We start from the raw sequence: 25,079 nt of genomic DNA, 5'->3' as shown, positions 1-25,079 counted from the left end.
TCTACTGATCATATCGTTTTTCAACGGTAAGCCCCATATCATCATACACTTGAAATCCTTTATAGAGACATGGGTTTTCTCCAGAAGTTGGACAAGCAACTCCTTCTTCAATGATTTGAATTCCAGGCTCCAAAGGATCATCATAGTAATCTGGATCGTTATCATTTGTGTAGTTATTGGCAACAGCCAATCCTACAGCCATAACCATAGTAAAAACGGGTAATACGGATTTTAAAAAATTGGTTTTCATACTATTAAAAATTTAAAAATTAGGACCTACTCTGTTTTAGGTTTTCGGCCTTCCCCTAGCACTGCACAGTATGTTTTTGACGTGTCTTTATCAGCATCGCAATGATTGCTAAGAAGATCCACCAAAGATTAAAGATCATATGTTGTGTCCAATTCAAACTACTGATGACACCCCCACAGGAGCAAGGAATGTGTGGACTATAGTTTAACATATACCAGATGTAAATGGTAAACACAGTTATGAGTCCAAGGCTTAGTTGTAGTGCCAATAATTGGTATTTGGACACTAATAATATGGCTATACCAAGCTCTAAAGTTGGTATTAACCATACCAAGACTTTAGCGTAGGACGATAATAATGGCGATTGAATTAATTGAACTTCAAATTTTTGATATCCCAGTAGCTTGCTTGTAGCGGCATATACAAATAGTACTACAAGTAAATAACTAATAATACTTGGAAGTTGGATTCGATATTTTTGATACCATTTCATTTCAATTGTTTACATTGATGATCAATGGTGTAAAACTAATGGGTTTAAAAGATCCGTAAAGGAGTAAAATCTATCTATGAAGGATTATTTGAAATACTGGGTTGTTTTTGTAGTGATTGCGCAGTTCTTAGTTCCCTTACCGAATACCCGAACCTTTTTTTGAATTCTCTCGAAAAATGGTTTGCTTTTTTAAATCCCAATTGTTGGGCAATCAACTTTACGGATGTGTCTGTATTCTGTGCTAAGGTATGAGCGTTTCGTAAGCGTTCATTTTTTTGAAACTGTAAAACGGTCATTCCATACAACTGTTTGAAGCCTCTTTTTAGTTTGAACTCATTAAGTCCATTTTCAACAGCCAAGGTTTTAAGATTGGGTATATGTGTAGCGGGTTGTTTTTCAATCTTGTTACCAATGCTTCTTATCTTATGTATGTCTTCGCTAAAGAGATGGGTTGTATGAGAAGTGGTAGCTTTATTGTTGGTAGCTTTTTTAAGGGAATCTTTTATTTTTTTTGTCAATTCATTTTCTAATACTTTTCGCTCTTTTAAAAGTACGGTAAAGGTGAGTAAGCAATTTCCTTTTTTAATATATTTTGGATTGGGAAATATTATTGAGCCGTATACAGGTAGTAGTAATCGTTCTTTGGTATTCAATAACATTTTGAAAGTACTCGGTGGAGAAATTTCTTGTTTCCATAAACCTTTAAAAAACTTCTTCCATGTTTTACTGCGTTTGTGCAATAGCCGTTCAAAAGATATACCAATGAGGTCATTCCCCTTATATTGTAATAAGTTATGACCTGTCGTATTACTATACTTAATAACTCCTTTTCGATTCAATACAAAAAGTGCCGTTTGGGAAAGCGTATAGGAGTCGTCCAATGCAATGTAACCTTGGTGTAAAAAAGAATCTTGTATTTCCTCTACGGTCATATTTAAAAGCGTAACCAAAGCCTCTAACTCATCATTATTTTCACTCAAAGCAATGCGGTAATTGAAATTACCTTTCGAAAGCTCCAGAAGAAGTTGATGTATTTGTTGGAGTCGTTGTTCAGTATGCGCATTCATTATTGATCCGTTGTTTAGAGTCTCTTCTTATAATTCTAATTATTTTTATGTAAAAAGTCATTGATTAAAGCAATCCCTTCTTCTAAAGTGCGACAAGCAACGGTGGGTACTTTAGGTGTGTTTATCTTCAAGTATACCTCTGAAATACTAGTGGCTACAGGATTGTCCACCAGAAGTACTAAAAAGGAAATCAAATGAGAGCCTTCTGTCGCGAGATAGGTACGTGCTGCCTTTTCGAAGTATTTGACCCTTCTCATATCACAAATGATGGGATATGAAAGTCCCTGCTGCGTAGACATACGGCAGGAAACAACCTCCATGGCTTTAGGCAGGTCTATGAGCGTTTGATCCTTATAAGTAAAATATAAGATCCCGTCTATAATACGAATCTTGGCATAATCATTTTCACAAGTATTATTCATATCACTTTCACATAAAGGGTCAAATTACAATATTCTAATCATATTTTATAACAGGAAATATCCCCAAATCGCATTAAAAGTATCCCAAACGGAGTTTTTAGTATCTAAAACGGATTATTTTCTTTGTTAAGGGCGGGCGTTGAATGATAACTTGTTGATTTGCTTTAATTTGAAAATTAAAATGAGATGATTGGAATAAAATATTTATCATATGGCAAAAATTAAGAATAACAATTTTTTGGATACCGTGAATGAAGTGTTTACGGATGCTACTAATCATGGGGTATTGCATCTTTATGCCGAAGACACTTATTTTACAGGGCGTAAAATCGCTGTAAAAAATAAAGAGCTTTTTCATTTCGGAACTACCGGGTATTTAGGTTTAGAACAGGATTTGAGACTTAAAAAAGCTGCTATAGAAGCAATAAATAGATATGGAACACAATTTCCATTATCCAAAACCTATATCTCACACCCTCTTTACCGAGCCCTCGAAGAAAAAGTAGCATGCATGTATCAACATCCCATCATTATTACAAAAAATAGCACCTTGGGACATATGGGAGTTATACCGAGTGCTGTAGGAGATCACGATGCTATAGTACTGGATCATCAAGTACATTGGAGTGTTCAAAGTGCTGCTAAAGTATTACAAACGCGCAGTGTGCCCATTGAGATGATTCGACATAATAACTTGGATATGTTGGAAGATAAATTAAGAAAGTTATCACCAAAGCACAACCGCATTTGGTATATGGCGGATGGAGTCTATTCCATGTATGGAGATGAAGCACCCGTAAAAGAATTGATCTCTTTATGTCAAAAATATCCTCAATTATACTTGTATTTTGATGATGTTCATGGGATGAGTTGGACAGGTAACAATGGAACAGGGTTTGTTATGAGCAAATTAAAAGAATTGCCAGAGAACGTACTGCTTTTTGGAACGTTAAGCAAAACATTTGGAGCGAGTGGCTCTGTTTTAGTTTGCCCAAATCAAGCCATGTATCAAAAAATTAAAACCTTTGGAGGGCCTCTGACCTTTTCGGCACAGTTAGAACCTGCCTCTGTAGGTGCAGCCATCGCATCGGCAGATATTCATCTTTCAAAAGAGATTTATAGGCTTCAAAATGAATTGCTAGAACGCATTCAATTATTCAATTCCTTGTTGGCAAAAACCTCTTTACCACTTATAGATCAAAATAATGCTCCCGTATTCTATATAGGAACAGGAATGCCGATTACAGGCTATAATTTTGTAAACCGGCTAATGATGGAAGGATTCTTTGTAAACCTTGGGATCTTTCCTGCAGTACCTGTTAAAAATACGGGCGTTAGAATAACCATATCAAGGCATAATCAACCTGATGAAATTAAAGCCTTGGTAGCAGCGATGGAGTATCATTATCCAAAGGCTTTAGAAGCAACCCTTACCACGCATCATAAGGTATGTAAGGCATTTAATATGCAAACGAAGCCATTAACGAATATACCACAAACATTACCCGAAGGATTGTGCATTCAAGTATCTGAAAGTATTGAAAATATACACCCCTCTTTATGGAATTCTTTAATGGATCATCAAGGGGTCTACAATTGGGAAGGGCTTAAATTTATAGAACGGAGCTTTTCAAATAATACAGCGCCCTATCACAATTACTCTTTTACCTACGTTATAGTGAAGGATCAGCTGAACACTCCAATTTTAGCTACATTTTTCACACGTGCTTTGTGGAAGGAAGATATGTTAGCTCCAGAAAGGGTTTCAAAAAAAATAGAACAGAAGCGAGAAAGCGTTCCTAATTATATGGTTTCTGAGGTGTTAAGTATGGGATGTATGTTCACAGAAGGAAATCACCTGTTTTTAGATAAGGAACATCCCAGATGGCGAGATGCTATGCATTTACTTTTTAATGAAATAGATGAATTGGATGCCAAGTGGAACCCTCAGATGATTGTTTTACGTGATTTTGAAGAAAATGAATTATTAAATGAGTTTTTTCATAATCATGGATACATTAAGGTAGCGATGCCCGATGCTTGTACAATCAAAGACTTACATTGGAAAAATGAAGAAAGCTTTGTAAAAAAGTTGTCGCGTAGATCAAGAAGGCATTATAAAAAGGAAGTACAGGCCTTTTTGCACCACTTTACAGTTAAAATTAAAAGTCAAATAAAGGAAGAGCAAGAAACCACGTATTATAAGTTATTAGAGCAAGTTCGTAAAAATAACCTAGGATTGAACACATTCCCATTCCCTTTTAGACTGATGCATGAAATGAGTGACCACGCCGCTTGGGAGTTCATTGAAATCAATTTAAAGGCACCCTACGTAAAGGAAAAAAAGGTGAAAACTGTTGGTGTCATGTTTTGTTTTAAGAATGGACAACATACTTATGTTCCTGCATTTGTAGGAATGGATTACACCTACGCGCATGACTATGGAGTTTATAGGCAGTTATTGTTTCAAACGATTAAAAGGGCAGGGGAGTGTGGTTTTAAAAATGTTGATTTTGGAATGACAGCTCCATTTGAAAAGAAGAAATTCGGAGCCGCTATCACTCCTAAAGTAGCCTATATACAGGCAAAGGATAATTACACCATGGAACTTATGGGTTTTATGGAGGAAAATAAGTAAGTCGATGTTTACATTATAAATTTAAAAACAACTTAAGCTACCTACCAGTACTGAAGCTTAATACCTAATACGAAGTAGGATGAATGACCATTACCAACCCATAATTATTCAATTCCTCGAGCGTTTAGAGGAAATTGAGTGTAAGAAAACCGTTAGTATTAAACGTATTGAAGATGGAATTTATTTATGTAATGATACACTGTATCAACTTAAAAACATCCTTGAACAAAATAGTTTTCCTAATAAAATAGCAGAAATTCAATTCTTTAAAACAATTAAAGTTATTCCTTTAAGTGCATTGGTATATCTCAATGAAGTTCGATCCTGCGAATTGTTGATGCCCAAAATAGGCGCGAAGCACAAGCTTTCCTATTTAAATAAAAAGAAACGTCGAATAAATAAGTTTTTCAATAAACACTGTGATTTTGTTTATTATATGGAGGCAGAGCTATCATACCTCGACAATCAATACTTCACTAGAGAACATCAAGTATTTCCTTTGAACACTCCTCCAGAATCATCTTATTTAGATCCTAACTTTTTTACCTCGCACGACATGTTATGGGCTAGAATTAAAGGGATGCATAAGTTTGTGGGGTATTTGAAAAGACGAATAAATGAATTTAAGACCCTGATTCATTCTGGGGCTGTTGATGCTCCATATGGAAATAAGTTGGAATGGACTGCTTCTAAAGTAGCCTTAACAGAGTTAATTTATGCACTATATACTTCTAAAGCCATTAATTATGGCCAAAAGGATATCAAAACAATAGCAACAACTTTTGAAAATCTATTTGAAATTAAACTAGATAACTTTTACAAAACGTATTCCGAAATAAAGGCTAGGAAGGGGGCAAGAGCCCGATTCTTACAAGATCTGGTGTATCAATTTAATGCCAAAATGGAAATAGATGATGATTATTAATCACGTAACTCCGATGTGCATACGTGTTTATTGCTAAGATAGTTTAAAAAGAAAAAGTGCCCTGTTAAAGGCCATAAAGTCCAACAAAATGGTTCCAATTTTAAAATGTTAAAATTCAACGTAACTACGAACCCCTTGTGAAGTTAATTCATGAAAGCGCTTCAACTTTACCCTAAGAAAGTCAAATCATTTCAAGGCTGTCGAATGTAAAACCATAAACTATTTCGGCAGTCTTGTTTAAAAAACATTCAAAAATGGGAGCAACACTTATTACTACCGAAGAACTTATGGAGTTTAAAATGGAACTGCTAGATGAAATCAAACAATTATTTCAATCTCAAAATGGAAGTCCCTCTAAAAAATGGTTAAAATCTCATGAAGTGATGAAACTTCTAGGAGTTTCACCAGGGACTTTACAAAATATGAGAATTAATGGAACGTTACCCTACACAAAGGTAGGAGGTATATTATACTATGATTATCAAGAAATAATGAGTGTACTGGAACAAAATCGTGTGCACAATAAATTACAATAAGGTGGAGATTAATTATATCAAACACCTTAATTCTTTGTTCGAATTGTTCTCCAAAGATAGTAGACTGAACCCAACGCATGTCAGCCTATATTTAGCTCTTTTTCAGTGCTGGAACAGCAATTTCTTTAGGGAAGAATTTTATATCAATCGTAATGAGGTGATGCACTTATCAAAAATAGGCTCTACAGCAACCTATCACAAATGTATCAAAGACCTCAGTCATTGGAATTATTTGCTTTATATGCCCTCGCATAATCCATTTAAGGGAAGTAAAGTTAAGATGTTCAATTTCGGATCAAGCACTGTACAAGAGGTAAGTAAGAGCTTTACCAAAAAACAAACAAGTGCTAAACAAGAACTGATACCTATTAATAAACATAAACAAACCATAGAAAACTTTAAAAATAAAAACAAACAAAGTGTTTTTGATAAATCAAGTTTCCATCAAGTTAAAAACAACAAAAAACCTTCAGAACCTATTCACTTTCAAGACAACTTAAAAACAACCTCTGAAAAAAATTATAATGAACCCTTATGAAAATCGATCATCCACATATCATTATTGAAGGAGGTGTGCAATTTTGTTTAGGTGTACCAAAAAGAGAGTATGTTCAGTACGATTTTGATAAAATGCTGATTTATCTAGAAGCTAAAGGGAAAATGATGTTTGGTAAGAAATTCAAAATACATGCTGAAGACCATCAGGTGTTGTATAAGCTTTGTTGCTATTTCATTAAAGATAAAACAAGCTGTGATCGCTTTAGCATTGATATAAATAAAGGGATTTTACTTACTGGTCCAGTAGGTTGTGGTAAAACATCGATGATGCGATTGTTAAAACATATGGTTCCACATTTTCGTCCTTATGAAGTCATTCCTACAAGAAATATTGTTTTCGGTTTTAATAATATTGGGTATCGAATTATCGAACAATATGGAGATCATCAGTTTTATTGTTTTGATGATTTGGGAGTAGAACCTACTGGAAGGTACTTTGGTAAAGATTGTAATGCAATAGGAGAAATTCTTTTATCTAGATACGATCTATTTGTGAAGAATAAAGTAAAAACTCATGCCACGACCAACCTCAATGCACAGGAACTGGAAGATCGTTATGGAAATAGAGTGCGGTCTAGAATGCGAGAATTGTTCAATTTGATTGCCTTTGATAAAAAAAGTAAGGATAAGAGAAAGTAATGTAGTAACGACCTTTATATTTTTATGCTAATTCATCATAAGTAACTTTTTCAATGATTCTTGCATTATCTGACTCAACATGGGAATTAGTTACATCTCTGCTTACGGGGTAGGCCTCTAATGGAATAGATTTAAAGATTTTAAATTCTTCTTTTAATATTTCTTCATTAGGAAGGCTTAGCATATAATCTTTATCTTGAGGATCCACACACATAGGCATACGTTTAGCTCCATTATGTATTCTTTCAAATAAAGGATCCGCAGTAGTTGTAATTACCGAACAAGTTAGTTGATCTGTTTGTTTTGTATAAATTCCAAAAAGGGCAAACATTTCTTTGTTTGGACGCTCAAAAAAGAATGGAATATTTTTACCTTTTTTTGGTTTGTGAGGCTCATACAGACCATCAATTAAAATGAGACATTTTTGCTCTAATAATGCATCATCTTTCCAGTTATGATAGCTTTGAAAGAATTTATCATCGCGGGTATTTAAAGTACCTCCAGTATATTTTTTCCAATATTCTGTGATTGCTTCTGAATACTTTGGCGGTGCTATCCCCCAAGTTGCTAATTGAATTTGATCTGGATCCTCTTGAGTAATTACTAAGAGTTTACCATGCGTAAAACCATTAAGGTGATAGTGTACAGGTATTTTATCTTCCGTTAACGCGGTCTCCACTTCAAAAATGTCAGCAATCTTTTGTGGGTTCTTTTGTCTTTGAGAAATATGATAGCACATAAATGTATGAGTTTATATATCATAAAGTTAAGGTTGATTTTAATCATTTACAATAGCTTTTTTGAGAATTGTTTATAAGTAAATTTGGATTATATCCAATAAATTGGAATTATTCCTAATTTTGTAAAAAATGATAACGATGGAACGAACGATTCTTCATTTAGATTTAGATACTTTTTTTGTTTCTGTAGAGCGCTTAATAGACAGCCGTTTAAAAGGACGACCTATTTTAGTCGGTGGTATAAGTGATCGAGGTGTTGTTGCTGCATGCAGTTATGAAACTAGAGCCTTTGGTGTACATAGCGGGATGCCTATGAAAATGGCAAAGCAGCTTTGTCCCGAGGCAGTAGTAATAAAAGGGAATGCTGGGGTATACACTAAACACTCGGAATTGGTCACTGACATTGTTAAAGAAAGTGTACCGCTATTTGAGAAATCTAGTATTGATGAATTTTATGCAGATTTATCTGGAATGGATAAATTCTTTGGTTCCTATAAGTTTTCATCTGAATTGCGTAAAAAAGTTATTAAAGAAACAGGTCTTCCTATATCCTTTGGGCTTTCAGCAAATAAGATAGTTTCTAAAGTAGCCACAGGTGAAGCCAAACCTAACAATCAATTGAAGATCGATGTAGGATTTGAAAAACCATTTCTAGCACCCCTATCGATACGAAAAATCCCAATGATTGGAGAAAAGACTTTTTTAACGCTTCGAAATTTAGGAATTAAACAAGTGCGAACCTTACAGGAAATGCCAAAAGAAATGCTTTATACGGTTCTTGGAAAAAATGGATTGACTATTTGGCAACGCTCTTGTGGGGTAGACAACACCCCTGTGATTCCTTTTTCAGAAAGAAAATCAATATCAACAGAACGAACCTTTGATAGAGACACCATTGATGTTCAAAAACTAAAAGGCCTATTAACCGCTATGACAGAAAACTTAGCATATCAATTACGACGTGGTGATAAGTTAACAGCTTGTATCACCGTAAAGCTTAGATACTCTGACTTTCAAACGGTTTCTAAACAATTGAAAATTCCATACACCAGTGCAGATCACATTTTAATAACTAAGGTATTGGATCTTTTTAAACAGCTTTATAACCGCAGATTATTAGTGCGCCTTATTGGTGTTCGCTTTAGTCATCTTGTACAGGGGAGTTATCAAATTCATTTATTTGAGGATACAGAAGAAATGATCAATCTTTATCAAGCCATGGATAAAATTCGTTTGCGCTATGGCGATAAAAGTGTGATTCGAGCTGCTTCCTTGGGGTCTAGGACTATAGGTAGAATGCAAAATCCTTTTAATGGACAACCTCCAATTATATTAGCTCATAGAAAACAATAATGTATTTAAATTGTCATACATATTACAGTTTGCGTTATGGTACTTTTTCTGAAGTTGAACTTTTGAAACTCGCAGCAGCCAATCACGTAAAAACAGTAGCCTTAACAGATATAAACAATACCTCTGCGTGTCTTAATTTTATTCGCAGTGCAGAAGGGTTTGATATTGCGCCTATTGTAGGGATTGATTTTAGAAATGGAGTTGATCAGCAGTTTATAGGTCTTGCTAAAAACAATGAAGGATACCAGGAATTAAATGAATTTCTTTCAGATTGTTTACAACAAGAGAAGTTTCTTTTTAATCGAGCACCTGAATTTAAAAATGCATTTGTAATCTATCCTTTTGAAAAAGTATTAGAATGGGAGTTAACGGAGTTCAAACCTTATGAATATATTGGTATTTCTGTAAAGGATCTTCGGAAATTACCATTTAGTAAGTACATAAAATATCGAGATCGTTTGGTCTTCCAACAAACAGTCACTTTTAGAAATAAAAGAGATTTTAATGCGCATCGTTTGCTACGAGCAATCGATAATAATATACTATTGAGTAAACTTGAAGTCTCCGAACAAGGAAGTTTAAATCATGTAATGTATCCCATGGATAACATATACGCCTTATTTAAAGAATATCCTTTTATTTTAGAAAACACGGCATTCCTTTTTAATCAGTGTCAAATTCAATTTGATTTTTCTAAAACTAAACAGAGTCAAAATCAATCCACCTATACCGGTAGTCAAGAGAAAGATCAGCAATTACTAGTGGAGCTTTGTAAGGAGCGACTTTCCAATCGTTATCCTGAGAACTCTGATGCAGCTTTAAAACGGATGTATAAAGAGCTAGCATTGATTCAAAAAATGGAATTTGTCTCTTATTTCTTGATTAATTTTGATATTATCAGTTATGCAAAGTCAAAGGGCTATTTTCATGTGGGGCGTGGTAGTGGAGCGAATAGTATTGTAGCCTATATATTAGGGATTACAGATGTTGACCCCTTGGAACTTGATTTATATTTTGAGCGCTTTATGAATCTGTTTCGTAGCAGTCCTCCCGATTTTGATATTGATTTTTCATGGCGAGATAGAAATGATGTTACACGATACATCTTTGAGAGATTTGAAAATGTAGCGCTCATGGGAACCTATGTTACCTTTAAGTATAAAGGAGCAGTCAGAGAATTGGGGAAAGTTTTTGGGTTACCCAAAGAAGAGATAGATCGTTTAAGTGCTGGGAATATTACTACAAGTGCTTTGGATGAATGCGCAAGGTTGGTACTTCGATATGGAAGTTTAATTGAAGGGATGCCAAATTACATTAGTGTACATTCCAGTGGGATACTTATTAGTGAAAAACCTCTTTCTTATTTTTCAACAACCTTTTTACCCCCTAAAGGATATCCTACAGTTCAATTCGATATGCATATAGCAGAGGATGTGGGCTTATATAAGTATGATATATTAGGCCAGCGTGGGCTAGCAAAAATTAAAGAAGCAATAGCTATTATTCAACATAATAAGAAAGGGGGAGTGGATTTTGATATCCATAATGTACATCAATTTAAAAAGGACGATACTATCAATTCCATGCTTAGTAAAGGACAGTGTATGGGATGTTTTTATGTGGAATCACCTGCTATGCGAATGCTCATTAGCAAGCTTAAAGTAAATACTTATTTAGGACTTGTAGCTGCAAGTTCCATTATACGTCCTGGAGTTGCACAAAGTGGTATGATGCGCGAATACATCTTAAGACATCACGATCCAGAAAGAATAAAACAAGCACATCCTGTTTTATTATCAATTATGCCTGAGACCTATGGTGTAATGGTGTATCAAGAAGATGTAATTAAAGTAGCTCATCACTTTGCTGGTTTATCTTTAGGGGAAGCGGATGTTTTGCGTAGAGGGATGAGTGGAAAATATCGCTCTCGAGAAGAGTTTAAAGCAGTGGAGCAAAAGTTTATTGATAATTGTCGATTAAAGGGGTATCAAGATGACGTAATCTTCGAAGTGTGGAAACAAATTGAGAGTTTTGCGGGCTATGCCTTTGCTAAGGGACACTCCGCTTCTTATGCCGTAGAAAGTTATCAAAGTTTATTTTTAAGAGCTTACTTTCCTTTGGAGTACATGGTAGCTGTATTAAATAACGGTGGTGGATTTTATCGTCCTGAGATCTATTTACATGAGGCTAAAATGCTTGGAGCCACTATCAATCTTCCATGTATCAATAAAAGTAATATAGAAACAGTTATCTATGGTGAAGATATTTACCTTGGGTATTTATTTCTAAAAGATTTTGAAGATCGATGTAGTCATAGAATCCTTAAAGAACGTAGCATAAATGGGGAGTATCTAAGTCTTGAAGACTTTATGGATCGTGTGACAATCAGTATCGAACAATTGAGTGTATTAATTCGAATCGGAGCTTTTCGTTTTACAGGTATAGACAAGTATGAACTCCTTTGGAAGGCTCATTTTACTTTAGGCCATATAAAAAGGTTTGACACCCAATATCCCCTTTTTAAATTACAACAAAGTAATCATTCAATCCCTGTATTACATACAACTTCATTGGAAAAAACTTATGATCAACTAGAATTATTAGGCTTTACCATAGCGAGTCCTTTTGAATTATTACTTGAAGAACCTGAAAGTAATTTAGGAGTAAAGGATATGCCGTTATATCTTAATGGGAAAATTGATATCTATGGATATTTAGTGACAACAAAATATGCGCGCACCAGTGATAAAAAAGAAATGTATTTTGCTACTTTTTTAGATGTTTATGGAGTTGTTTTTGACGTTGTTCTTTTCCCTCAGATTGCTCAGAAATATAAATTTAGAGGAAAAGGTATCTATAGGATTTATGGCAATGTTGTAAGTGAATTTGGGTACTTAAGCATTGAGGTTATTAAAATGCGGAAAGAAGCCTTTGTTCAAGATCCTCGATTTGTTTAATCACGTTATCCTATTAAGATTGCTCTTGTTTATTAATCAGATATCCCCTCCATTCTCACATAGTTTAGTGCAAAGTCTCCTATAAGTTTTAGGCGTGCTTTTAGTGGAATTCAGATCATTAAAAAGTGCACAGAAATATTAACTGCAAACCCATAATCTGAAGTTTTCAGTGATTATGTTCAAACGATGTTATGAGTTATTAACATAGAAGTCGCTATTTTTCTTTTTGTTTGGGTGTAAAAAACATCAACTGATTACAATTAATTTCAAACTTTATTTTATTCGCAAATATTTGACAATAAATATATTGAGTTCCTTTATGTAGTAATTTTTTCATATCAAAATTAACCCAATTTTAAATCCTTTTTTGATATGAAAAAAGCAACTTATTTCACACCGTTTTTGTTATTGATCTCAACAACTCTTTTTGCACAAATTGGAGGTATCGAAGATTCTGTTAATGATATCTCCAATACCATAAGAGTTATATTTCCTATAATACTCGGAGTCATCTTTTTAGTCGGATTTCTATTTAATGCTGGTCACTTCTTTGGTGAAAATGCAGACTTAAAAAAAGGAATTACTCGTGTTCTGGTTTTTGTACTTATCGCCGGAGCAGTAGTTGGAATCTTTACCTATTTAATCGGAATTGTAGTGTAATGAAAAAGTATACTCCGTATAAAAACATCCGTAAACAAGCCATGATACTTGGACTACCGCTATCCTTTTTTGCACTACAAATGATATCGGTGGTTGCCTCACTTTTGGTTATTATTTTTTCTTTCAGTCTTGTAGCAATTATAATAGTACTTCTTTGGAATCTTATGCTATTTATGCTCCTATCCAAACTATCAAAAAGGACTGGTTTGTTTCCTTTTCAAGGAGTACTTCCTAGATATATCAGTAATAAAAAGCATACCCGATTGAATTATGAAGACCATTAATTTTTCAGAATATCATCCTATTTTACACATTGAAGATCATGTCGTTTTTTTGGCTAACGGCAATGTGATGCTTTGTTATGAGGTTGTACTTCCTGAGGTATACTCTCTTTCTGAAAATGATTTTCAGCAGCTGCATGGAAGTTGGTTTCAAGCGTTTAAATCCCTGCCTTCTGGAACGGTTATTCATAAACAAGATGTTTATGAAAAATGTAAGTATACCGCCAATACGATTCCAAACAAAACATTTTTGCAAAAAGCAACCCATGACTATTTTAAAAATAGAGACTTTATGGAACATAAGAGCTATTTGTTCTTTGTGCTACCTTTAGATAAAACACTAAAAGCTGCTAGGTACGTAAATCCATTTAAAAAAGTTGAGCGTGGGATTTATAAAAAGTCGGACACTCAGGTTAAAGAATTTATAAAACTAGTTGAAGATGCCATCTCCTTTCTCAATAATGGTCGTAAAGTTTCTATTTCACCCATTGCTAAAGAAGCTATTTTAAAATATACCCATTGCTATTTTAATGGGTTTAACCAAGGGGTAGATGCCGATATAAGCTTAAATAATAAAGGGATTACCATTGGTGAAACCCATTTTGAAGTGTTGGCTGTCAATAGTGAATTGTGTTTTGGAGAGGATATTCAAACCAGTAAAATCAATGAGAAATTAACATCAGATGATTTTACCTTCCATAAGGGATTTATAGATGGATTAGGGCTCGATCTTAGCGAGAATCATATTGTTAATCACATTTTATATCTCGATGATAAACATAAGTGGCGAAAGCTTCTGGAAAAGAAAATAGAAGAACTCTCTAAAAGCTCCAATTTTGGAACACAAAATAAGGTTGTATTAAAAAAAATCCGTCAAATAGTTACGCAAATTAATGAGGATGATAGTTCCCGTATTGTACGAGGGCATCTTAATGTAGTGTATTGGGATGATAAGAAAGAAAATCTAGACAATATAACTTCCAAATTGAAGGCTGAATTTAAGGAATTGGATATTTTTCCTTACTTACCTATTGGTGAAATGCGCAAGCATTATTTTTTGAATTCTTACCCTGGCTTTTCTTCTCATTTTTCTAGCGAAGATCTTTATGTCACTGACCTTAAACATGCATTATGCTTGTGGATCAATAACACCAATTATCGCTCAGATTCCACAGGTATCATATTCAATGATCGACAACATAACATTCCCATACTCAAAGACGTTTGGGATGAACCAAAAAAACGTATCAAAGCACAAAACTTTGCCATTTTTGCACCTACCGGGGAAGGAAAGTCATTTTTGGCAAATAATATTCTTAGACAATATTTTGAAGAAAAGGTACGCCTAGTTATTATTGACCTCGGAGGTTCCTATGCTAAATTTGCCAAACTCTATCCTAATGACCATGTAATATTACGTTACAAGCAAGGAAAAAACCTTGGGATCAATCCTTTCTATATTGATAAGGAAGCTGATCTGACCCCAGAACGATTGGAAGACCTCTCCATTTTCTTATTGGAGCTTTTGGCTGAGGGTAAATTAGTTTCAAAGGGTAGGGAAGTGGCCATGAAAAAAGTGTTGTTACACTATTACAGCAAAGTCCGAAAAGCACATTCACTCACATCCCTTTATCATTTCATTGTTGAGCACCAGGAAAATTTGATGCAGGACTTGGGGATTCAAGAAACGGACTTTAGCACCTATAACTTTTTACATATTATCTCCGAATATGTAGATGATGGACTCTACAGCTTTTTATTTAATGTAGGTGAAGATCAAACCTATAAGATAGAAGATAAGCGTATGATTGTTTTTGAACTGGATGAGGTTCGAGACAATAAGGAAATTTTATCTGTGATGCTAAAACTTATCAAGTCTGCCATTCAACGTACCATTTGGCGTAACCGATCTGAAAAAGGAATCATTTTATTTGATGAGTTTGCGAAACAGTTAAAGTTCGAGAATGTTTTAGAAAGTGTGGAATTCTATTATCAAGCGATTCGTAAACAAAACGGAGCTATTGGAATTATTTTACAATCGATTAATCAGTTACCAAACAATGCTACATCTGCTAGTATTTTGGAGAACACTCAGGTCATTTATAGTCTTCGAAATGAAAAGGGATATGACGAACTTAGAAAAAGGTTGAACCTTTCTTCTCATGATTTAAATCAACTTCGTTCCATCCGAAACAACTTAACCGGTACCCAAAAGTATACAGAGATGTTCATCAAAATAGGAAAAGAAAGTAACATCTTTCGCCTAGAAGTTCCCCCAGAGGTCTATGCCGCTTACCTGACAGATGGAGCCGAAAACGAACGCATCATGCGGATTTATGAGGAAACTTGTGATATGGAGCAAGCGATAAAAAAATTTACACAACTTAAAACCAAACAACCATGAGATATTGTTTAAAAAAGAAGAGGAGAATCTTAATAATTTTATTGGTTTTCTCCTTTTCATCATCTGGTCATTTGTTGGCTCAAGGGATGCCCGTCTATGACAATACCAACTTTATCAGTCTGGCAAAGCAGCTCATTGAATCGGCAAAACAGACCTCGAACCTCTTAAAGACAGTTGATTTTTTAAAAAAGCAGAAAGACCGTATTGAACAGGTAAGCAATGTAATTCAACAATTGGACGCTGTTGGTAAGCTAATACAAAACAATCACCAACTCTTTACAATGGTACAGGGAGATTTACAAGAGATATTAAATTCTCCATACATCAAGCCTGAAGAGATAAATCAAATTACAAACTCTTTTAATACGATCCTAAATCGTTCCTCAGAAAGTGTGAATTATGTCAACAAGATTTTAACCAGCGATTATTTGAAGATGACCGATGCAGATCGCGCTTCCGTATTAGAAAGCCATGAAAACCAATCTAACGAAATGGTTGCTGAAGTGGAAAATAAAACAAGACGTTACAAGGAGATTATCTCCTTTAGAAAGATGCAAGAGAAAATTAATAACAGAGCAAGCGAATACTAATAAACTATGTTTTTGGGAATTGGATTGGAATATATAGATACAGTCTTTCAGACGATTAAAGGTAGTGATTTCTCACAGTATACTATTGTTGGGATGAAATCTTTGGCTGTATTATTCTTTTTGATCAATATTCTAAAAAAGTATAACGAAGGCATTGCTGCAATCGATGGACATACTTGGGGTTTAACACCTACGGAATTGGCTAAAAATTTTGCAATAGTACTATTGGTTATATTCTCCACGCAAGTACTGAGCGTGTTTGATAGTATTTTGGTAAGTATTGAAAATCAATACCGTGATACGGCTCCAGCACTCCTTCCATTACAATTGCAAGATGTAGATTTAGAACAGGATGTGGGTTCCCTAGAAGCCGCTAAAAAGGCCATGGCAATATTATACGAAGCACTTGTGACTCCGCTTTACGGTCTTAAAATGATCGCCTTTATGACGGGCGTTATTCTTTGGTTATTGGATTTGTTTATTTATCCAATATTCTTGGCAGAGCGTTACTTTTTACTAGGAATTATGCAAGCCTTTTTTCCGTTGGTTATAAGTCTGGCTGTGTTTGAAAAGTTTCGGTCCCTGGCCTATTCGTTTTTTAAATTATATGCTGGCGTGTATATGTTGGTTCCCGCTTTTTTTCTGGTCAATGTTTTTGTCAACAATCTTTATTTAGTAATCAACACCCATTTTTGGGTGGATTTATTTGGAGCCAATTGGGGTAGTGAGTTTTTTGCTCCAGTTATTGAATGTTCTTCGATTGGATTTATTGTTTTACTCAAATTTAAATTGTATCGAAAAGCTAGCACGTTCGTCCTGCGTCTTTTTACGGGAGGTTCTTAATATGTAAAATTAAAATAGTATGAAAATACCCTATAAAAATATCTTTGAAGTACTCCGTACCAATCGTTTTATCGTTTTGGTAACAGTATGTTGTTCCGCCTTGGTTTGTATGGTTGCTGTACTGGTGACTTTTAAAATTCATATGGAATCCCTAAACAATGCTTTTGTAATAAGTGCTAAGGGTGATGTCATTCCCTTAGAAATAGTTCGTCAAAGGGAAAACTTGGAAGTGGAGGCCTTAGCACATTTAGAAAGCTTTCACCACTATTTTTATGACCTTGATGCAACTAATTACAAAAAGAACATAGAAAAATCATTATGGCTTGGAAACAATTCTCTTGTGGATTTATATCGTCAAAAACAGGCGGAAGGGGTTTATAATAGACTCTTGCAGTATTCCTTGGTTCAGAAGGTTATCAGCATTCGTTCCCAAATTACACTAGATAAGGAGCCATATCATTTTAAGTCGGTAACCAACTTTCAAATTAATAGGGGAACAATGACCGATACGTATGAGCTTATTACTAGTGGAAGCCTAATTCATGTGGATCGCAATTTTCCGCATAATCCTCATGGACTATTGATTACAGATTATCTTGAAAATACACTTAGAAAACTTGAAGATTATGAAAATTCAGAAAAGTAAAATTGTAATGGTATTGATCCTGCTGAGTGTTGTCTTGTTTATTGTTTTTTATGCTATCATCACCTTTGGAAAGGATGATGATGCTATTATAGAAAACAACCAAGTACCTGTCCCTAAACTTGGAGAAACGCAGCAACCATATGAAAATAAAATGGAGGCCATTGAAGCACTAAAAGAAGAACGAGACATCAATGCTCCAAGCCTATATGACGAAAGGCTTTTGGACTCCTTAGGGTATTATAATACAAATAGGGATAGTATCCGAAAAAAAAGACTGATAGATAGTGTCTATTTTCTGGGACAAAGGCGATACCAAAACATAGCATCCTTGAAGAATTTAGAAGGAAATTATTTAAAAAAGCAGTCTAAAGCACCCATACCTCAAACTATTGATACATCTAATACGGGCGTTTCCAAAACTTACGCAAAAGCCATGGAAAGGAGTGCAAGAGAATTAGCGTTGGAACATCAATTATTTTTTGCCTCAAACCCCAAAAAAAATTTAGAACAGATTACCCGAAATACAGATCAAGAATTGATGGTGCACGTAGATGGCACTCAGCGCGTAAAACAAAATTTTAGATTGCGTATGCGACTTTCTAAATCAGCCACTATAGATGGGGTGAAACTTAATAGGAATACTTTGATATATGGTTTCGTGAGTTTTAAATCAAATAGAACGCTCCTAAACATTGAACAGATTAAAGGAGTTCCTGTTCAATTTGAAGCCTATGATCTGGACGATGGAAGCAACGGGATTTATATAGAGAACAGTTTTCAGGAAGCGCTTCGAAATCAAGTAATTGGAGATGTGGTCAATGATATAAGTGTGCCCGGAGTGCCGCAAATAAGCGGTATTAAACAGCTTTTTAGAAGAAGTAACCGACAAATAAAGGCGACAGTAATAGATAACTATCAATTGGTATTAAAACTTAAACAATGAAAACAATACTTATACTTTTAACTATAATATTATCGAGTCCTATACAAGCACAAGCTGTTTTGGATACATTATATGCCAATGATAAAAAGAATGTTTCCTTGTTTTTCCCCGAGACCATTCGTCAAGGAATTACAGGAGCTTCTCATTTTGTATTTAGCTACAATCGAGAAGAAAAGCAATATTTTGGATTGTTACAAGCACAACCTGGGGAAGAAAGTAATTTGCTAGTTGTTACTGACGATGGAATGGTATATTCCTATATTTTGAAGTACACTAATGAACTATCAAAACTAAATCACTTTGTATCAAGAAGAGAAAGCATTGGTAGCGAAATTCCATTTTCAGAGGAACCAAAGCCAAAGCAGAAAGAGTTGGACAGTACAGATAGAAGTGAGCAATACTTTAAAACATTTAGTAAATATTTACTAAAGATAGAACCTCGTAAAATAAATGGAGAACAAAAGAGTGGAATTAAACTACAGCTTCAGAATTTAATTTATCACAAATCTGAAATGTACTTGGTCTTGGAAATAGGTAATACCTCAAATATTACCTTTGAAACTGACTTTTTAAATATATATAGAGCCAGTGGTGACAAAAAACGAAAAGCATCTTACCAAAGACTCAAAATGAAACCCATCTACATTTGTAATCCACCTATTAAAATATGGAATGGTCAATCGCTTCGATTTGTCTATGTATTGCCTAAATATGCACTAGGTGATAAGGAAAAACTAATGGTAGAATTACAGGAATTGAATGGGGGTAGAAAGTTGAAACTTGAAGCTAAGATTCCGAAACTATGACCAATTTAAAAGAACAATACTCAGTGACTCAATATTAAAATTAAATCGACTTATCTTCTAAAATAATGGTTTATCCATTCTAAAAAAATAGCTATTTTTTATTTTTAAGATAGGAATATTTTGCCTTAATTCATATGAGTGTTAAAGATTAAGCCTTTTGCTTAAGATAGCCATATCATTACTTATTTTGCTATCTAAAATTTTAGCATAATGTTGCGTAGTTTTTAATGAACTATGTCCCAGCATTTTACTTACAGATTCGATCGGAACACCATTTGATAGCGTTACAGTCGTTGCAAATGTATGACGAGCCATATGGGTCGTGAAATTTTTATTAATACCACATAAATCGGCTATTTCTTTTAAATAGGCATTCATTTTTTGATTGGTTAATACTGGTAGTAACTTATTGTGTCCCTTATTATCTATATAGTCAGAATACTTATCTAAAATCATAGCAGCAATAGGTAAAATTGGAATATTGCTTTTTGAATTGGTCTTTTTTCTTTTAGTTTTGATCCATTTTTCACCATCAATACCTATGGTGATATCATTTTCATTTAACTTCTCTACATCAGCATAGGCTAAACCAGTAAAGCAACAGAATATAAAAATATCTCGAACATGTTCTAGTCTTGGCGTTCTAAGATTCTTTTTTAGTAGCAATTCTATTTCTTGCTTTGTTAGAAATTCACGTTCTACGTTTTTCAATCGAACCTTCCAGTTTAAAAAAGGATCTTTTTTGATCCAATCATTAGCTAAAGCAATACGGATAATCTTTTTAAAGTTTGTGATGTATTTAATTGCTGTGTTATGGCTACACTTACGGACGGTTTTAAGATAGTATTCAAATCCGCTTATGAATCGGTAGTCAACATCAGTAACAGGAATATCGTTAAGTTTATACTCATGCTTAATGAAGTTTTCAATATGTTTCTTTGCGGTTCTATAACGTTCTGCTGTACCGGCAGAGAAATCTTTTCCAATAAGGCTATTAACTTTATCATTATGCTCTTGAAAGATTTTTAATAGCATTTTATTGTTTCTACTTTTCCCAAGATAGGCATCTCTTAAAGAAATTGCAGTAAGCGCTTTTTCATTAACTATAAATTCTTGGTGCTTATTAAGCAGGGCAGTTTTAACTTTTACTAAATAGCTATTCAATTCATTAATTTCCGGACTTGAGCCTTTAGCCACTCCCGATTTGGCTATCCAACGATTTGCTTCAACTTTCCTATTGATACTAAATTCTGCCCTTTTACCGTCAATGGTTATGCGCATATAGATATTACATTTCTTATTTTGATCTGCTTTTGATTTTTTTATGTAGTACAGTAGTGATAGAGAATTGATCATAAGTGACACCGAATTTTGAAGAAAAGTTACAAAATGACTCCTTAATTACAAAATGCAAAAAACATCAAAACGCACTAAATTAAAGGGATTTAGCGTAATTCGGTGTCACTTAATTTAGAGATTTTACTGACACCGATTTAGTCCCCTTTTTAATGATATTAATTGAAATCAAATGAAATCGTATAAAATGAAAAATCCCGTAAACATTGACGTTTACGGGATTTTGTTGGAGCTTTTTCCACTCTCAGCGGAGAAAGAGGGATTCGAACCCCCGGAGGTGTGACCCTCAACAGTTTTCAAGACTGCCGCATTCGACCACTCTGCCATTTCTCCTTAGCGGTTGCAAATATAGAAACCTTTTTTAAATACAAAAAGCCTTAAACGAACTTTTTTTAAATTATTTTTTTTAACCTTGATTATCAGATAGATAATTTTTAATTTTTTTTCTGACTTTCTGAATTCTTGCTATAATTATAATATTATCTCTTACTTTTGCTCAAAACCAATTTGAATGAGTATCATTAATGCACTAGAATGGCGTTATGCAGTAAAAAAGTTTGACCCCAAAAAAATACTTTCTAAAGAAAAGGTTTCTGTATTAAAAAAGGCTTTTAATTTAACAGCCACTTCATATGGACTACAACCTGTAAAATTAATTATAGTATCCAATAAAGAGCTTCAGAAGACTTTAAAAGCAAGTTCATGGAATCAGGCGCAAGTGGAGGATGCTTCCCATTTATTGATTTTCTGTATTGAAAATGAGATTGATGATGCATATATTAAGAAGTATTTCGAACGGGTGAAGAATATTCGAAATACTCCTGATGAAATCCTAGCTCCTTTTCAGAACTTCTTAATTGAAGATTTCAACAGAAAAACTACCGAAGAGATTAAACATTGGGCAAAGAATCAGGTGTATTTAGCTATGGGAAATTTACTAACTGTTTGCGCTCTCGAAGAGATTGATGCTTGCCCTATGGAAGGTTTTTTACCTGAGGATTATGATAAGATTTTAAAGCTTGATGCAAAGGGGTTAAAGTCTGTTTTAGTATTGCCAATTGGTTATCGTGCCGATGACGATATGTTTGCCGAGCTTAAAAAAGTTCGTAAGCCGCTACAGGATAGTGTGATAGAGTTTGAATAAATTTTATAATTACTTACGTCGTTTTGTGAGTTAATTAGAGTGACTCTGTAAGAAGAAATTGATGCGTAAAGTTTAGATGTTGAAAGATTTTTTTTAAATACGCTTTTAGCTAACTTTGTGCATAAGCAATGATAAATATAATAGTATGCCTGGATTTGAATTATTTGGAGATCAAGAAAGAAAACAAGTTAACGATGTGCTAGAAAGTGGCGTTTTGATGCGTTATGGTTTTGATGGAATGAGAAATGGACATTGGAAAGCTGTAGAGCTTGAAAAAGCTCTTTCTGAAAGAATGGAAGTGAAGCACACTCAGCTAGTAAGTAGCGGTACTTCTGCGCTTACAATAGCCTTGGCGAGTGCTGGTATTGGTGCTGGAGACGAGGTTATCATGCCTACTTTCACATTTGTTGCGAGTTTTGAGTCTATTATGGCTCTTGGTGCGGTTCCTATTTTAGTAGATATCGATGATACACTTACTTTAGATCCTGAAAAAGTTAAAGCGGCAATTACCTCGAAAACGAAAGTTATTATGCCTGTGCATATGTGTGGCTCTATGGCTAACTTAAAAGCGTTGAAAGAGATTTGTGAGCAACATAAACTATTGCTTTTAGAAGATGCTTGTCAGGCAATTGGTGGGATTTATGAAGGGAAACCACTAGGAAGTTACGGAGACTTAGGTTGCTTTTCTTTTGATTATGTAAAAACGATTACCTGTGGAGAGGGTGGTGCTATTATTACAAATAATGACACTTATGCTGTGCATGCAGATAATTATTCTGATCACGGTCACGATCATGTTGGTAAAGATAGAGGAGCTGAAACACATCCTTTTTTAGGTTATAATTTTAGAATTTCTGAATTGAATGCTGCTGTTGGATTAGCTCAAATAGCACGTTTGGATGAGTTTATTGCCCTTCAGAAGAAAAACTATACAGTTTTAAGAAATGCTATTGAAGATCTTCCTGGAGTAACTATTAGAACTGTTCCTGAGGGTGGAGAAGAGAATTATTCTTTTTTAAGTTTCTTTTTACCTGAAGAGGAGATTGCTAGATCTACACAAAAACTACTTGTGGAGAATGGCGTAGATGGTTGTTTCTATTGGTTTGATAATAACTGGCACTATATTAAAAAATGGGATCATTTAAAAGAATTAAAAAGTCTTGGAAAGTTTCCTGCGGAAGTAATTAATGGTTTACAAGATTTTGATAAGTTAGATTTCTCTCAATCTGATAAATGGTTAGGGAGAAATATCTCAATGCTTATAAAATTAAGTTGGACGGAAGAAGAGGTTAAGTTAAGAGCAGAAAAATTAAAAGAAGTTCTTAGTGACGTGCTCCTAGAAGTTAAAAATTAAGTTTCCCCAAAAAAGGGTCATTATACAAATAACACCAATGGCAATCAGGTTTAAAATAAAACCCGTGGTTGCCATTTGTTTTATAGTAAGTTTTCCTGCACCATAAATAATTGCATTTGGAGGAGTGGCTATAGGAAACATAAAAGCCATGGAGCCTGCTAGTGTAACAGGAATCATAAGTAAAAGCGGATTTATTTTTAATTCTGATGCTAGTCCTCCCACAATTGGTAGTAACATTTCTGTGGTCGCTGCATTGCTAGTAAATTCTGTAAGTACACTCATCATAGCTGTAAGTAAAATCATGAATCCATTTGGTGTAGTATTTACTGTATTTATAATTACTTCGCCCAAATAGTTAGATAAACCACTTTCTACAAACCCCGTAGCAAGAGCAAAACCTCCTCCAAAAAGTAAGACTATATGCCAAGGGATTTTTTTAGTGAGTTCCCAATCTGCTAATGCTTTATTTTTATCTGAAGATGGTATCATGAATAATAGTACAGCCATAAAAATAGCTACAGTGCCATCGTTTATATATTTCGGATTGTTAAAAAGGTTACTCCAGCCTGGTAAAACAAAACTCCCAATAGATAAATCTTCTCTAAAAATCCATAGAAATATCAGAATCAGAAAAAGTGAGAACACACGTTTCTCTTCTGTAGTTGGCTTTCCTAATTTCGCATATTCTTCTAAGTAATAGCTCTTAGGAAGCTTTTTAAGTGCCTGTTTTGGTTTATATAATAGATATAAATACCAAAGTGTGACTAAGAAAATAATGATGCTAATTGGCAAAGCAAATACAAACCAATTACCAAAGCTTATGGATTGATTCTCTGGAAACATAATCTCATAAATCCTTATAAACGATAGGTTAGGAGGGGTTCCTACCAAAGTTGCAATCCCTCCAATGGAACAACCATAGGCAACTCCCAGTAGGAGACCTGCACTATAGTTTCCTAGGTTTTTTTCTGAATATATAGTATTTAAAGCTGAAATTACTGAGAATACAATAGGAAGCATCATCATAGCTGTTGCAGTATTACTCATCCACATTGATAAAAATGCGGAAGCAAACATGAATCCTAACAACACCATAAATGGACTACCGCCAAGTAACGACAGTACTTTTAAGGCTATTCTACGATGTAGATTCCATTTTTCAATAGTGAGCGCCATTATAAAACCTCCAATATATAGGAAGATGATATAGTTAATATAACTTTCGGAGATGATTTTACCATCTACGACTCCAAAAATTGGGAATAAAATAAGCGGTAATAAAGAGGTGGCACCAATGGGAATTGCTTCGGTAATCCACCAAAAAGCTACAAGGATTCCAATGGCAGCAGTATATGTAAGTTCAGGACGCTCAGGGTCTAAATCGACAAAAAGCACGAAACCTATAAAAAATAGAATCCCAATTAATATGAGTTTATAATTTACAGTTTGTGATATGTTTAAATCTGCCATTAAG

Annotated in this window: 24 protein-coding genes and 1 tRNA gene; 17 read left to right on the top strand and 8 right to left on the bottom strand. The window is 34.3% G+C overall.

All coding sequences use genetic code 11. The annotated features are described in order from the left end of the window. Window position 1: 1 nt before the first annotated feature. The 4 genes from ACN0TY_RS16200 to ACN0TY_RS16185 form a co-directional block, all read right to left on the bottom strand. On the bottom strand, window positions 2-250 hold the full coding sequence (locus ACN0TY_RS16200) for a DUF6520 family protein (protein WP_417445284.1): 249 nt from the start codon (window positions 248-250) through the stop codon (window positions 2-4). A 55-nt stretch (window positions 251-305) separates the two neighbouring features. Further along, on the bottom strand, window positions 306-743 hold the full coding sequence (locus ACN0TY_RS16195; RefSeq protein ID WP_417445283.1) for a MauE/DoxX family redox-associated membrane protein: 438 nt from the start codon (window positions 741-743) through the stop codon (window positions 306-308). A 74-nt stretch (window positions 744-817) separates the two neighbouring features. Next, complete coding sequence (locus ACN0TY_RS16190; RefSeq protein WP_417445282.1) at window positions 818-1,810, bottom strand: helix-turn-helix domain-containing protein; 993 nt, start codon at window positions 1,808-1,810, stop codon at window positions 818-820. A 35-nt stretch (window positions 1,811-1,845) separates the two neighbouring features. Beyond that, on the bottom strand, window positions 1,846-2,067 hold the full coding sequence (locus ACN0TY_RS16185) for a hypothetical protein (RefSeq protein ID WP_417445281.1): 222 nt from the start codon (window positions 2,065-2,067) through the stop codon (window positions 1,846-1,848). A gap of 376 nt (window positions 2,068-2,443) precedes the next feature. On the opposite strand from ACN0TY_RS16185, the gene ACN0TY_RS16180 reads away from it, so the two are divergent. From ACN0TY_RS16180 to ACN0TY_RS16160, 5 genes are all read left to right on the top strand, one after another. Beyond that, window positions 2,444-4,870 carry an aminotransferase class I/II-fold pyridoxal phosphate-dependent enzyme gene (locus tag ACN0TY_RS16180; protein ID WP_417445280.1) on the top strand — a complete coding sequence of 809 codons (2,427 nt, stop codon included), beginning with the start codon at window positions 2,444-2,446 and terminating at the stop codon, window positions 4,868-4,870. A 79-nt stretch (window positions 4,871-4,949) separates the two neighbouring features. Continuing rightward, window positions 4,950-5,795 (top strand): RteC domain-containing protein, encoded by an 846-nt coding sequence (locus tag ACN0TY_RS16175; RefSeq protein WP_417445279.1) that lies wholly within the window; start codon window positions 4,950-4,952, stop codon window positions 5,793-5,795. A 254-nt stretch (window positions 5,796-6,049) separates the two neighbouring features. After that, window positions 6,050-6,331, top strand: coding sequence for a helix-turn-helix domain-containing protein (locus tag ACN0TY_RS16170; RefSeq protein WP_417445278.1), 282 nt, complete (start codon window positions 6,050-6,052; stop codon window positions 6,329-6,331). Between the two features lies 1 nt (window position 6,332). Continuing rightward, window positions 6,333-6,869, top strand: coding sequence for a hypothetical protein (locus tag ACN0TY_RS16165; RefSeq protein WP_417445277.1), 537 nt, complete (start codon window positions 6,333-6,335; stop codon window positions 6,867-6,869). Further along, entirely contained in the window at window positions 6,866-7,528 is a 663-nt protein-coding gene (locus ACN0TY_RS16160; protein ID WP_417445276.1) for an ABC transporter ATP-binding protein, read from the top strand. The genes ACN0TY_RS16165 and ACN0TY_RS16160 overlap by 4 nt, the downstream gene beginning before the upstream one ends. Before the next feature lie 22 nt (window positions 7,529-7,550). On the opposite strand, the gene ACN0TY_RS16155 is transcribed toward ACN0TY_RS16160, so the two are convergent. Further along, a complete protein-coding gene (locus ACN0TY_RS16155; RefSeq protein ID WP_417445275.1) occupies window positions 7,551-8,267 on the bottom strand; it encodes an SOS response-associated peptidase in 717 nt (238 codons plus the stop codon). A gap of 139 nt (window positions 8,268-8,406) precedes the next feature. Here ACN0TY_RS16155 and dinB point away from each other — a divergent pair, with 139 nt between their 5' ends. From dinB to ACN0TY_RS16105, 10 genes are all read left to right on the top strand, one after another. Continuing rightward, entirely contained in the window at window positions 8,407-9,621 is a 1,215-nt protein-coding gene (dinB, locus tag ACN0TY_RS16150) for a DNA polymerase IV (protein WP_417445274.1), read from the top strand. Continuing rightward, window positions 9,621-12,578: a DNA polymerase III subunit alpha gene (locus ACN0TY_RS16145; protein ID WP_417445273.1), complete on the top strand. Its 2,958-nt coding sequence runs from the start codon at window positions 9,621-9,623 to the stop codon at window positions 12,576-12,578. Before dinB ends, ACN0TY_RS16145 begins: the two co-directional genes overlap by 1 nt. Before the next feature lie 372 nt (window positions 12,579-12,950). Further along, a complete protein-coding gene (locus ACN0TY_RS16140; RefSeq protein ID WP_417445272.1) occupies window positions 12,951-13,238 on the top strand; it encodes a hypothetical protein in 288 nt (95 codons plus the stop codon). Continuing rightward, on the top strand, window positions 13,238-13,522 hold the full coding sequence (locus ACN0TY_RS16135) for a hypothetical protein (RefSeq protein WP_417445271.1): 285 nt from the start codon (window positions 13,238-13,240) through the stop codon (window positions 13,520-13,522). The genes ACN0TY_RS16140 and ACN0TY_RS16135 overlap by 1 nt, the downstream gene beginning before the upstream one ends. After that, window positions 13,509-15,923, top strand: a complete 2,415-nt coding sequence (locus ACN0TY_RS16130) for a TraG family conjugative transposon ATPase (RefSeq protein WP_417445270.1) — start codon at window positions 13,509-13,511, stop codon at window positions 15,921-15,923. The genes ACN0TY_RS16135 and ACN0TY_RS16130 overlap by 14 nt, the downstream gene beginning before the upstream one ends. Further along, window positions 15,920-16,513 carry a conjugal transfer protein gene (locus ACN0TY_RS16125; protein ID WP_417445269.1) on the top strand — a complete coding sequence of 198 codons (594 nt, stop codon included), beginning with the start codon at window positions 15,920-15,922 and terminating at the stop codon, window positions 16,511-16,513. The genes ACN0TY_RS16130 and ACN0TY_RS16125 overlap by 4 nt, the downstream gene beginning before the upstream one ends. 6 nt (window positions 16,514-16,519) lie before the next feature. Further along, entirely contained in the window at window positions 16,520-17,356 is an 837-nt protein-coding gene (locus tag ACN0TY_RS16120) for a hypothetical protein (protein ID WP_417445268.1), read from the top strand. Between the two features lie 19 nt (window positions 17,357-17,375). Further along, entirely contained in the window at window positions 17,376-18,002 is a 627-nt protein-coding gene (locus tag ACN0TY_RS16115; protein ID WP_417445267.1) for a conjugal transfer protein TraK, read from the top strand. Then, window positions 17,983-18,945, top strand: coding sequence for a conjugative transposon protein TraM (traM, locus tag ACN0TY_RS16110; protein ID WP_417445266.1), 963 nt, complete (start codon window positions 17,983-17,985; stop codon window positions 18,943-18,945). Before ACN0TY_RS16115 ends, traM begins: the two co-directional genes overlap by 20 nt. Then, on the top strand, window positions 18,942-19,751 hold the full coding sequence (locus ACN0TY_RS16105; protein WP_417445265.1) for a DUF4138 domain-containing protein: 810 nt from the start codon (window positions 18,942-18,944) through the stop codon (window positions 19,749-19,751). Before traM ends, ACN0TY_RS16105 begins: the two co-directional genes overlap by 4 nt. Before the next feature lie 141 nt (window positions 19,752-19,892). Here ACN0TY_RS16105 and ACN0TY_RS16100 read toward each other — a convergent pair whose 3' ends face one another. Both ACN0TY_RS16100 and ACN0TY_RS16095 read right to left on the bottom strand, forming a co-directional pair. Then, window positions 19,893-21,107 (bottom strand): phage integrase SAM-like domain-containing protein, encoded by a 1,215-nt coding sequence (locus ACN0TY_RS16100; RefSeq protein ID WP_417445264.1) that lies wholly within the window; start codon window positions 21,105-21,107, stop codon window positions 19,893-19,895. A gap of 248 nt (window positions 21,108-21,355) precedes the next feature. Next, window positions 21,356-21,440: transfer RNA gene (locus tag ACN0TY_RS16095), tRNA-Ser, on the bottom strand. A 178-nt stretch (window positions 21,441-21,618) separates the two neighbouring features. On the opposite strand from ACN0TY_RS16095, the gene ACN0TY_RS16090 reads away from it, so the two are divergent. Both ACN0TY_RS16090 and ACN0TY_RS16085 read left to right on the top strand, forming a co-directional pair. Beyond that, window positions 21,619-22,251 (top strand): NAD(P)H-dependent oxidoreductase, encoded by a 633-nt coding sequence (locus ACN0TY_RS16090; protein ID WP_417445263.1) that lies wholly within the window; start codon window positions 21,619-21,621, stop codon window positions 22,249-22,251. 145 nt (window positions 22,252-22,396) lie between these two features. After that, window positions 22,397-23,605, top strand: a complete 1,209-nt coding sequence (locus ACN0TY_RS16085) for a DegT/DnrJ/EryC1/StrS family aminotransferase (protein ID WP_417445262.1) — start codon at window positions 22,397-22,399, stop codon at window positions 23,603-23,605. Here the strand turns inward: ACN0TY_RS16085 and ACN0TY_RS16080 are convergent. Next, window positions 23,588-25,075 carry an SLC13 family permease gene (locus tag ACN0TY_RS16080; protein WP_417445261.1) on the bottom strand — a complete coding sequence of 496 codons (1,488 nt, stop codon included), beginning with the start codon at window positions 25,073-25,075 and terminating at the stop codon, window positions 23,588-23,590. The genes ACN0TY_RS16085 and ACN0TY_RS16080 overlap by 18 nt on opposite strands. Between the last annotated feature and the right edge of the window lie 4 nt (window positions 25,076-25,079).

The sequence above is a fragment of the Joostella sp. genome, from assembly GCF_048266025.1.
GTDB lineage: Bacteria > Bacteroidota > Bacteroidia > Flavobacteriales > Flavobacteriaceae > Galbibacter > Galbibacter atrarenae.
The sequence above is the reverse complement of the archived record's forward strand: the minus strand, read 5'-3'. Positions and strand labels throughout refer to the sequence as shown.

Excerpts from the sequence above, each read along its gene's own strand:
- ACN0TY_RS16145 (WP_417445273.1), top strand. The coding sequence starts at position 9,621 with ATGTATTTAAATTGTCATACATATTACAGTTTGCGTTATGGTACTTTT.
- ACN0TY_RS16155 (WP_417445275.1), bottom strand. The coding sequence starts at position 8,267 with ATGTGCTATCATATTTCTCAAAGACAAAAGAACCCACAAAAGATTGCT.
- ACN0TY_RS16085 (WP_417445262.1), top strand. The coding sequence starts at position 22,397 with ATGCCTGGATTTGAATTATTTGGAGATCAAGAAAGAAAACAAGTTAAC.
- ACN0TY_RS16105 (WP_417445265.1), top strand. The coding sequence starts at position 18,942 with ATGAAAACAATACTTATACTTTTAACTATAATATTATCGAGTCCTATA.
- ACN0TY_RS16190 (WP_417445282.1), bottom strand. The coding sequence starts at position 1,810 with ATGAATGCGCATACTGAACAACGACTCCAACAAATACATCAACTTCTT.
- ACN0TY_RS16195 (WP_417445283.1), bottom strand. The coding sequence starts at position 743 with ATGAAATGGTATCAAAAATATCGAATCCAACTTCCAAGTATTATTAGT.
- ACN0TY_RS16120 (WP_417445268.1), top strand. The coding sequence starts at position 16,520 with ATGTTTTTGGGAATTGGATTGGAATATATAGATACAGTCTTTCAGACG.
- ACN0TY_RS16170 (WP_417445278.1), top strand. The coding sequence starts at position 6,050 with ATGGGAGCAACACTTATTACTACCGAAGAACTTATGGAGTTTAAAATG.
- traM (WP_417445266.1), top strand. The coding sequence starts at position 17,983 with ATGAAAATTCAGAAAAGTAAAATTGTAATGGTATTGATCCTGCTGAGT.
- ACN0TY_RS16115 (WP_417445267.1), top strand. The coding sequence starts at position 17,376 with ATGAAAATACCCTATAAAAATATCTTTGAAGTACTCCGTACCAATCGT.
- ACN0TY_RS16160 (WP_417445276.1), top strand. The coding sequence starts at position 6,866 with ATGAAAATCGATCATCCACATATCATTATTGAAGGAGGTGTGCAATTT.
- ACN0TY_RS16135 (WP_417445271.1), top strand. The coding sequence starts at position 13,238 with ATGAAAAAGTATACTCCGTATAAAAACATCCGTAAACAAGCCATGATA.
- dinB (WP_417445274.1), top strand. The coding sequence starts at position 8,407 with ATGGAACGAACGATTCTTCATTTAGATTTAGATACTTTTTTTGTTTCT.
- ACN0TY_RS16100 (WP_417445264.1), bottom strand. The coding sequence starts at position 21,107 with ATGATCAATTCTCTATCACTACTGTACTACATAAAAAAATCAAAAGCA.
- ACN0TY_RS16200 (WP_417445284.1), bottom strand. The coding sequence starts at position 250 with ATGAAAACCAATTTTTTAAAATCCGTATTACCCGTTTTTACTATGGTT.
- ACN0TY_RS16180 (WP_417445280.1), top strand. The coding sequence starts at position 2,444 with ATGGCAAAAATTAAGAATAACAATTTTTTGGATACCGTGAATGAAGTG.
- ACN0TY_RS16140 (WP_417445272.1), top strand. The coding sequence starts at position 12,951 with ATGAAAAAAGCAACTTATTTCACACCGTTTTTGTTATTGATCTCAACA.
- ACN0TY_RS16175 (WP_417445279.1), top strand. The coding sequence starts at position 4,950 with ATGAATGACCATTACCAACCCATAATTATTCAATTCCTCGAGCGTTTA.
- ACN0TY_RS16130 (WP_417445270.1), top strand. The coding sequence starts at position 13,509 with ATGAAGACCATTAATTTTTCAGAATATCATCCTATTTTACACATTGAA.
- ACN0TY_RS16125 (WP_417445269.1), top strand. The coding sequence starts at position 15,920 with ATGAGATATTGTTTAAAAAAGAAGAGGAGAATCTTAATAATTTTATTG.
- ACN0TY_RS16185 (WP_417445281.1), bottom strand. The coding sequence starts at position 2,067 with ATGAGAAGGGTCAAATACTTCGAAAAGGCAGCACGTACCTATCTCGCG.
- ACN0TY_RS16090 (WP_417445263.1), top strand. The coding sequence starts at position 21,619 with ATGAGTATCATTAATGCACTAGAATGGCGTTATGCAGTAAAAAAGTTT.
- ACN0TY_RS16080 (WP_417445261.1), bottom strand. The coding sequence starts at position 25,075 with ATGGCAGATTTAAACATATCACAAACTGTAAATTATAAACTCATATTA.